The sequence below is a fragment of the Stieleria tagensis genome, assembly GCF_024129865.1.
Taxonomy (GTDB): Bacteria; Planctomycetota; Planctomycetia; order Pirellulales; family Pirellulaceae; genus Stieleria; species Stieleria tagensis.
In genome coordinates, this window is sequence record NZ_JAMYFE010000116.1 from 1 (window position 1) to 7,219 (window position 7,219).

General features: G+C 52.0%; 8 protein-coding genes and 1 CRISPR repeat array. All 8 genes read left to right on the plus strand.

Going from position 1 to position 7,219, the window contains the following annotated elements:
- Positions 1-491: hypothetical protein (locus NHH03_RS24545; protein WP_253160751.1), on the plus strand; the 491-nt coding region annotated here is incomplete at its 5' end.
- A gap of 92 nt (positions 492-583) precedes the next feature.
- Entirely contained in the window at positions 584-1,255 is a 672-nt protein-coding gene (gene cas5c, locus NHH03_RS24550; RefSeq protein ID WP_253160752.1) for a type I-C CRISPR-associated protein Cas5c, read from the plus strand.
- Positions 1,252-3,021 carry a type I-C CRISPR-associated protein Cas8c/Csd1 gene (gene cas8c, locus NHH03_RS24555; protein WP_253160754.1) on the plus strand — a complete coding sequence of 590 codons (1,770 nt, stop codon included), beginning with the start codon at positions 1,252-1,254 and terminating at the stop codon, positions 3,019-3,021. Before cas5c ends, cas8c begins: the two co-directional genes overlap by 4 nt.
- Before the next feature lie 129 nt (positions 3,022-3,150).
- Positions 3,151-4,005 carry a type I-C CRISPR-associated protein Cas7/Csd2 gene (gene cas7c, locus NHH03_RS24560; RefSeq protein WP_253160756.1) on the plus strand — a complete coding sequence of 285 codons (855 nt, stop codon included), beginning with the start codon at positions 3,151-3,153 and terminating at the stop codon, positions 4,003-4,005.
- A gap of 233 nt (positions 4,006-4,238) precedes the next feature.
- The gene (locus NHH03_RS28045) at positions 4,239-4,361 is read left to right on the plus strand and encodes a hypothetical protein (protein ID WP_261364444.1); all 123 of its coding nucleotides are present in this window, start codon (positions 4,239-4,241) and stop codon (positions 4,359-4,361) included.
- 327 nt (positions 4,362-4,688) lie between these two features.
- The gene (gene cas4 / locus NHH03_RS24565; protein ID WP_253160757.1) at positions 4,689-5,366 is read left to right on the plus strand and encodes a CRISPR-associated protein Cas4; all 678 of its coding nucleotides are present in this window, start codon (positions 4,689-4,691) and stop codon (positions 5,364-5,366) included.
- Positions 5,367-5,397: 31 nt separating this feature from the next.
- The gene (gene cas1c, locus NHH03_RS24570; protein ID WP_253160759.1) at positions 5,398-6,423 is read left to right on the plus strand and encodes a type I-C CRISPR-associated endonuclease Cas1c; all 1,026 of its coding nucleotides are present in this window, start codon (positions 5,398-5,400) and stop codon (positions 6,421-6,423) included.
- A 7-nt stretch (positions 6,424-6,430) separates the two neighbouring features.
- Positions 6,431-6,721 (plus strand): CRISPR-associated endonuclease Cas2, encoded by a 291-nt coding sequence (gene cas2, locus NHH03_RS24575; protein WP_253160761.1) that lies wholly within the window; start codon positions 6,431-6,433, stop codon positions 6,719-6,721.
- A gap of 198 nt (positions 6,722-6,919) precedes the next feature.
- A CRISPR array of direct repeats spans positions 6,920-7,219; the repeat unit is 32 nt; unit sequence GTCGCGCCCCATGCGGGCGCGTGGATTGAAAC.

A 7,219-nucleotide genomic window follows, 5' to 3' on the forward strand; every position in this document is an offset into this window, starting at 1 on the left:
ATCGACGTGCGATTGCCCTAACATGGGAACTGATCCCGAAACACGACAACCTATTGTCGCCGGCGGCAGTCGAGGACTATTTCAGCATGTACTTCTGGCTGCAATCTGACGCCTGGGATAAATATCGCGTTCTGGATGCACTAGGATCAAACCCAAATTCACTACAGTTCAACTTCCGCGAAGCCAACTCTCGTTACCGGTTCATTCGTGATCCCTCTGAAAACCTATTGGTGCCGTGGGGGAATGAAGGCACAAAGTTGATGAAACAGATGGATTCTCCGTATCCGCTAGGTCGTAATTTTTGGCGAAAGGCGCAACGCTATTGCGTCCAAGTTCGTCCATTCGAATTGCAACTGCTTGGATCGGCTGGGGCTATTGGCAAAAAACAGGACCGCTGGGTACTAACCCAACCGCATCTCTACGATCAAAACATCGGGCTTTGCCTCTCCAAAGCCGACGGTGTTTTGCCCGTAGACGATCTCATCGCATAACGCGAACCCGATTAATAAAACTAAAGCCGATCAAAATGTCGTCGGCAGTAACTGTATTTGAACTAGCTTACAGATCTACCAGGACAAAAACCATGGACTTATCTAAAAACCGAGTTGCACTTCATGTCTGGGGCGACTTTGCCTGCTTCACTCGCCCGGAGATGAAAGTCGAACGTGTCAGCTACGACGTGATGACACCCTCCGCTGCACGGGGTGTATTGGAGTCCATTTATTGGAAACCGGAAATCGTCTGGGTGATCGATCAAATCCAGGTCCTCAATCCAATCCGCTTCGCCAACGTACGACGCAACGAACTCGGAGGTATCGGCCCTTCGGAGCGAACTCTAAAGTCCTACCTGGACGGTTCAAATCAAGGCATTTTATGTCAAACAATCGAAGAAGATCGGCAACAACGGGCGGCAACCGTTTTACGTGATGTCGCGTATGTCATTCATGGTCACTACTTCGTGAAGAAAACTGGTGACCCGCCCAACAAACATTTTGAGATGTTCAAACGGCGCGCTTCAAAAGGAAAGTGCTTTCAACGACCATACCTGGGATGCCGCGAGTTTGTCTGTGATTTCAAATGGCACGAAGGAGACACATTACCGTCACATCAATCATTACTCGGTGAACGAGACCTAGGCTACATGCTGCACGACATTGACTTTAATGACGACATGACGCCCCGATTTTTCCGAGCATCAATGATCGATGGTGTCGTTAACGTTCCAGCATTTGGCAGCAGTGAGGTGCGTCAATGATTCTACAACATCTGTGCGAATACTACGATCGCGTTGCTGCTGACCCGAGTGAAACAATCGCAGAACCAGGCTTTGCCCCGCAAAATATCAGCTTCGTTGTACTGCTCGATGTGGACGGCACACTGACCGACATTCAAGACGTACGTGACACCGACGGAAAGACGCCGCGTCCCAAAGTGATGCGTTTGCCCGACTGTGGAAAACGCACGAGCGGTGTCTCAGCACAATTTCTGTGGGACAAGGCAGACTATTTACTCGGGTGGATCAATCCCGAACTGCTAGTCGAACCGACTAAGGAATCGGAATCAGATAAAAAAAAGCGGCTCAAGAAGATTGATCGAATCGCCAAGAGCCACAAAGCCTGTGCCGATTTCCACTTGAAACAGGGCGATCTGAATGTCCCACAATTTAACGCATTGTGTCGTTTTTTTGAACACTGGACTCTTGATCAGCTCACCGCTCAACAGCTTGAGAAACTCGAATCTGTCGGCACTGGATTCGGAGTGTTTCGCGTGCGTGGCGAGCAGCAGTACTTGCATGAGATTCCGGCGTTGCGAGACCACTGGATTCAGTCCCAGTCAGGTAACGAAGAAAGTGGCCCCAAGAGCACGTGTCTCGTGTCGGGTGACTTGCAAAGCGTCGCCAGATTACACCCATCAATCAAAGGAGTTCGAGGTGCGCAGTCGAGCGGTGCATCAATCGTCTCATTTAACAAGGATGCATTCACCAGCTACGGCAAAAAACAAAGCTACAACGCCCCAGTGGGTGAATCGGCAACCTTTCGATACACAACTGCGCTCAACAAACTTTTGCAGAATGGCTCTGATCGCAGGATTCAGATCGGCGATACAACGTACGTCTTTTGGGCGGATCAGCCAACACCTTGCGAGGACCTATTTGGATTTGGAATCGATCCAGAGCGTGCTGAAGATGAGGAACGCGCAAAGGAGGCTGGGCGTTTGATGCAACGGATTGCGGAAGGTGAATGTGATACACCAGACGCCGGTGTGCCGTTTCACGTCCTTGGTCTGTCACCCAATGCATCACGTCTATCCATTCGATTTTGGATCAGCGACACCGCTGGAGAACTGATTCAACGTGTATCGCTCCATCAGCAACGATTGAAGATTGTGCGTGGCGCAAAAGATCGCGACATGATCCCGTTGTGGCTAATCCTCGCGCAAACTGCGCGTGAATCCAAAGAAATCCCGCCTTTACTTGGCGGCGCATTATTGCGTTCTGTCCTAACCGGCGGTCGCTACCCCGAGTCGCTGTTGGCCGCAATCATCCGACGTATCCGAGCCGATCGTGAAATTAATCATGTTCGCGCCGCGACAATCAAAGCTGTTCTATCACGCAACTACCAATTGGAGATTTCCGTCATGCTTGATCCTGAACGTCCAGAACCTGCCTATCAAATGGGACGATTATTTGCTGCCTTGGAGCGGGCTCAAGAAGATGCGCTAGGCCCCGGCCTAAATGCCACGATCAAGGATCGTTATTTCGGTGCAGCGTCGTCAACACCGGCGAGTGTATTTCCGCGTCTGATTCGGATGAGTCAGCATCACGTCAGCAAGCTGGAAGGTGGCAGAAAGGTCGTTGCCGATAAACGGCTTCAAGAGATCATGGGGCGAATCGATCGGTTCCCAGGTCACTTGGGGTTGCTCGATCAGGGGCTCTTTGCAATCGGCTATTACCATCAACGTCAAGACTTCTTTACCAAGAAAACCAAGGACCCGAACGACAACCAACTCGCAACGGCATAGAACACTCCTCCCGGACACCAACCCAAACACGCTGTTTCATTGACTGCTTTAGACAAGCATTTGCGGTACTTGCGATGTCCAAGAAATTGACTTTCAAACAACCAGAATTACACGCACAAGGAATGATTAATGAACCATCGCTATGACTTTGTCCTATTGTTTGACGTTTCAGATGGCAATCCGAACGGCGATCCCGACGCTGGCAATCTGCCCCGCGTCGATCCAGAAACCGGACACGGACTGGTCACAGATGTTTGCCTGAAACGGAAAGTTCGGAATTATGTTGGAACAGTAAAGGAAGAGCAGCCACCCTATGAAATTTATGTCAAAGAACGAGCCGTGCTCAATCGGCAGCACGCCCGTGCCTACGAAGCTCTAGAGATTGATTCCCAAACCGCAAAGCAGCCGGAAGTTGAACAGTGCAGACGTTGGATGTGCCAAAACTTTTTCGACGTTCGTACGTTCGGGGCTGTGATGAGCACGAAAGTAAACTGTGGACAAGTGCGCGGTCCAATTCAAATGGCATTTTCACGTAGCGTCGACCCAATCGTATCGCTCGAACATGCGATTACTCGCTGCGCGGTGGCAACAGAAAAGGAGGCGGAAAAACAAGATGGGGACAACCGAACGATGGGTCGCAAATTCACTGTTCCCTATGGACTCTATCGCTGCCACGGTTTTGTCAACCCATTTTTTGCGAGACAAACTGGATTCTCAGAGGACGACCTGGAACTGTTTTGGAAATCCCTGATCAACATGTTTGAATTTGATCGTTCAGCAAGTCGCGGGCAAATGGCGCCGCAGGCCCTGGTGGTGTTCAAACATCAAGATGCGCTTGGGAACGCGCCCGCTCACCAATTGCAAAGTCGAGTCTGCATCGGTCGCTCAAACGATGAATTACCACCGCGATCGTTCACGGACTATACAGTGACCGTCGATAAGAGCGACCTGCCGGAGGGCATCACGGTTGAACTCAAGATTTGACCAACTCAAACGTGACACGACGTGACTCAACACCGGAAGCGATTGATATCGTCACCCGGTGACGGGTGGAATGTCCGTGAATGATAGACTCGATTTCAGCCTCCGTGGCCGCAAGCGACTGGGCGTCACGAAGCAATGCAAAGTCGGGTCCGAGCTGCCCAACCTCGTAAGAACGGTCTCCGACGTGCAATCGCAAAATGACTTCCGCAGTGAAGACGACGTGGAGAGATGCCATGTCAATTCCTAGTGAGATCGATCAGCGATTGTCGCAGTGCATAATGACGATTGTCAGTCCGCCATTTTGTCTGGATTTTGGTGGGGCCTATTTGGACCAATGCCCGGACTACACGCCGTAAAATTGGCAGGATTGGCGCGAGCAAAAAAGTGATGACTTTGAAGACAACTGGCCAACCGTCGAACAGATCTTGGCAGAATTCGAGTCTTTCGGTGTCTTCATCGCTGACGCCAATCCAGGAAACATCCGTTTCAAGAACTACACCTAAACAGCACCAAACAATCAGTGTCGTAGCCAGACTCCACCGTAGCTGGGCCGCCCACGGTTCAGATCCCTGGCACTCGCATGACCGTCTAAGCCCTGGCGGACAAGCTACGGGAAATAGTGCGGGAGCCTGATCACGACGATCCTGAACCAACTATTTTACGCACACACCCGAGCCACACATGTGACCTATCACGAAGACGACCTGTTGCCAATTTCAGCATTGCAACACTTGCTGTTCTGCCCCCGGCAGTGCGCGTTGATCCATGTCGAACAACTGTGGGCCGAAAACCAGTTGACCGTCGAAGGGATGCATCTGCATGAAAAGGCTGATACTCCACAACATTCCGTCAGTGGCGGCGCGAACCGATCAGTTCGTGTCGAACGTGCACTGCCGATCAGATCGCTGCAATGGGGGCTGATCGGAAAAGCAGATGTCGTGGAATTCCATTTTGACGACGCAAAAAAACTCCAGCGAATCGTTCCCGTCGAATACAAGCGAGGGCGACCTAAACGAGATGACTCTGATCGAGTCCAACTTTGTGCTCAAGCTCTTTGCCTGGAAGAGATGTGTGACACCGAGATTACCGAAGGTGCACTCTTTTATGGCACCCAACGACGACGGCTAACCACCGTTTTTGATCCGACACTACGAAGCGTCACACTCGACGCCATCGATCGCTTTCGGCAGATGTCGCAGGCCGGAGAAACTCCCCCTGCAGTATTCACGAAAGCCTGCAAAAAATGTTCCCTAATCGAATTCTGCATGCCAACAATCACGACCGGCTCGCGCGATGTCAACCGCTTCATCAACCGTCAACTACAGGCACATCTAGACGCCGCCGCCCCCCTTTCAGACTGATTAGGTTGCCGAATGATACACGAACTTTCCAATGAAAACACACCTCAACACGCTGTTCGTCACCACCGATGGAAGCTATTTGGCCAAAGACGGATTGGCAGTCGCCGTTCGAGTTGAAAATGAGACTAAGCTGCGAATTCCGTTGCACAATCTGGACGGCATCGTTTGCTTCGGACGGGTCGGCTTTAGCTCGGCACTGGCCGGAGCCTGCGCGGAGGCCGGAGTGACGCTCTCTCTGCTGACGCCCAACGGCAAATTCCTCGCGTCAGTCGTCGGCTATACACCTGGCAATGTTCTGTTGCGACGACAGCAATATCGCGCCGCCGATGATCCGGTCGCCACGATCCAAATTGCGAAAAATGTGGTGCTGGGGAAAATCGCCAATTCACGAAGCGTACTACTACGTGCAGCACGAGATCAAAAGTCGGAAGAGGTTGCCCAGCGGTTGAGACAAGTTGCCAAGGGAATGGCAGGTACATTGAATCTGATTCGCGAATCTCCAGATTTGGATTCCGTCCGGGGATATGAGGGCGAATCGGCATCACGCTATTTTTCGACCTTCAATGAACTGGTGTCAGTTCCAGACTTTGAATTCGCCAAACGTTCTCGCCGCCCACCCCTGGACGCGATGAACGCCTTAATGAGTTTTATTTATGCGCTCGTGATGCATGACGCGCGCAGTGCTTGTGAAGCGACCGGGTTGGATTCGGCAGTCGGATTCCTTCATCGCGACCGTTCTGGTCGGCCTGGTTTGGCGCTCGATTTGATGGAGGAGTTTCGCCCGTTTTTTGCTGACCGCCTGGCGCTTTCTCTGGTCAATCGCAGGCAGGTTTCGGCAGCAGGATTTGAAACCGCGGAATCAGGTGCTGTGCGAATGGACGACAAGACCAGAAAGACGGTTTTGGTTGCCTACCAAACTCGAAAGCAAGACGAAATTGAGCATCCTTTTTTAGGTGAAAAAGTCTCCATCGGGATGCTGATCCATTTGCAGGCACGATTGCTGGCTCGGCACCTGCGTGGCGACTTGGACCAATACCCACCTTTTATTTGGAAGTGAATTAGCCATGCATGTATTGGTCACCTATGATGTTTCCACCGTCAATCCGGCGGGCAAGCGTCGTTTGCGTCGGGTCGCAAAGACCTGTCTGGATTTTGGACAACGCGTGCAAAATTCGGTCTTTGAGTTAAACGTCGATCCGGCCCAATGGGCGGAATGCCGCAAGCGGCTGATTGAAACCTGCGAACCGACGGAGGACAGTTTGCGGTTTTATCAACTAGGAAACGACTACAGTTCGAAAGTCGAACACGTCGGTAATCATCCGTCGCTCGACACGGAAGGCCCGCTAATCATCTAGACACGGGTTTGCGATGATTTCCGCGAACCGGAAGCGATCACACGTTTTCAGGCAGGTTCGCGATTTGACGAATGCCGCTACGACAAGCGGTTCTCCAGAAAAATTGACGTGTTCTGCATCTTTCCGCTGCCCGTTTTTCATTGGGTTCGCGAACTTCCAGACCTATCTCAAGCGTCAGTCACGACTTACACTGCCGCAGTCGCGCCCCATGCGGGCGCGTGGATTGAAACAAAACTGGTGGTGATTGCTGATCACTTGGGCCTGAGTCGCGCCCCATGCGGGCGCGTGGATTGAAACGCCAGCCGCATCGAATCAATGGCGACCGCGATGAGGTCGCGCCCCATGCGGGCGCGTGGATTGAAACGGTTCGTGGTTTCAAGCACCACAAACATCGCCACGTCGCGCCCCATGCGGGCGCGTGGATTGAAACTGGATGTGGTGCGACGACCAGATGGAATCTGGTAACGTCGCGCCCCATGCGGGCGCGTGGATTGAAAC

Excerpts from the sequence above, each read along its gene's own strand:
- cas5c (WP_253160752.1), top strand. The coding sequence starts at position 584 with ATGGACTTATCTAAAAACCGAGTTGCACTTCATGTCTGGGGCGACTTT.
- cas8c (WP_253160754.1), top strand. The coding sequence starts at position 1,252 with ATGATTCTACAACATCTGTGCGAATACTACGATCGCGTTGCTGCTGAC.
- cas7c (WP_253160756.1), top strand. The coding sequence starts at position 3,151 with ATGAACCATCGCTATGACTTTGTCCTATTGTTTGACGTTTCAGATGGC.
- NHH03_RS28045 (WP_261364444.1), top strand. The coding sequence starts at position 4,239 with ATGTCAATTCCTAGTGAGATCGATCAGCGATTGTCGCAGTGCATAATG.
- cas1c (WP_253160759.1), top strand. The coding sequence starts at position 5,398 with ATGAAAACACACCTCAACACGCTGTTCGTCACCACCGATGGAAGCTAT.
- cas2 (WP_253160761.1), top strand. The coding sequence starts at position 6,431 with ATGCATGTATTGGTCACCTATGATGTTTCCACCGTCAATCCGGCGGGC.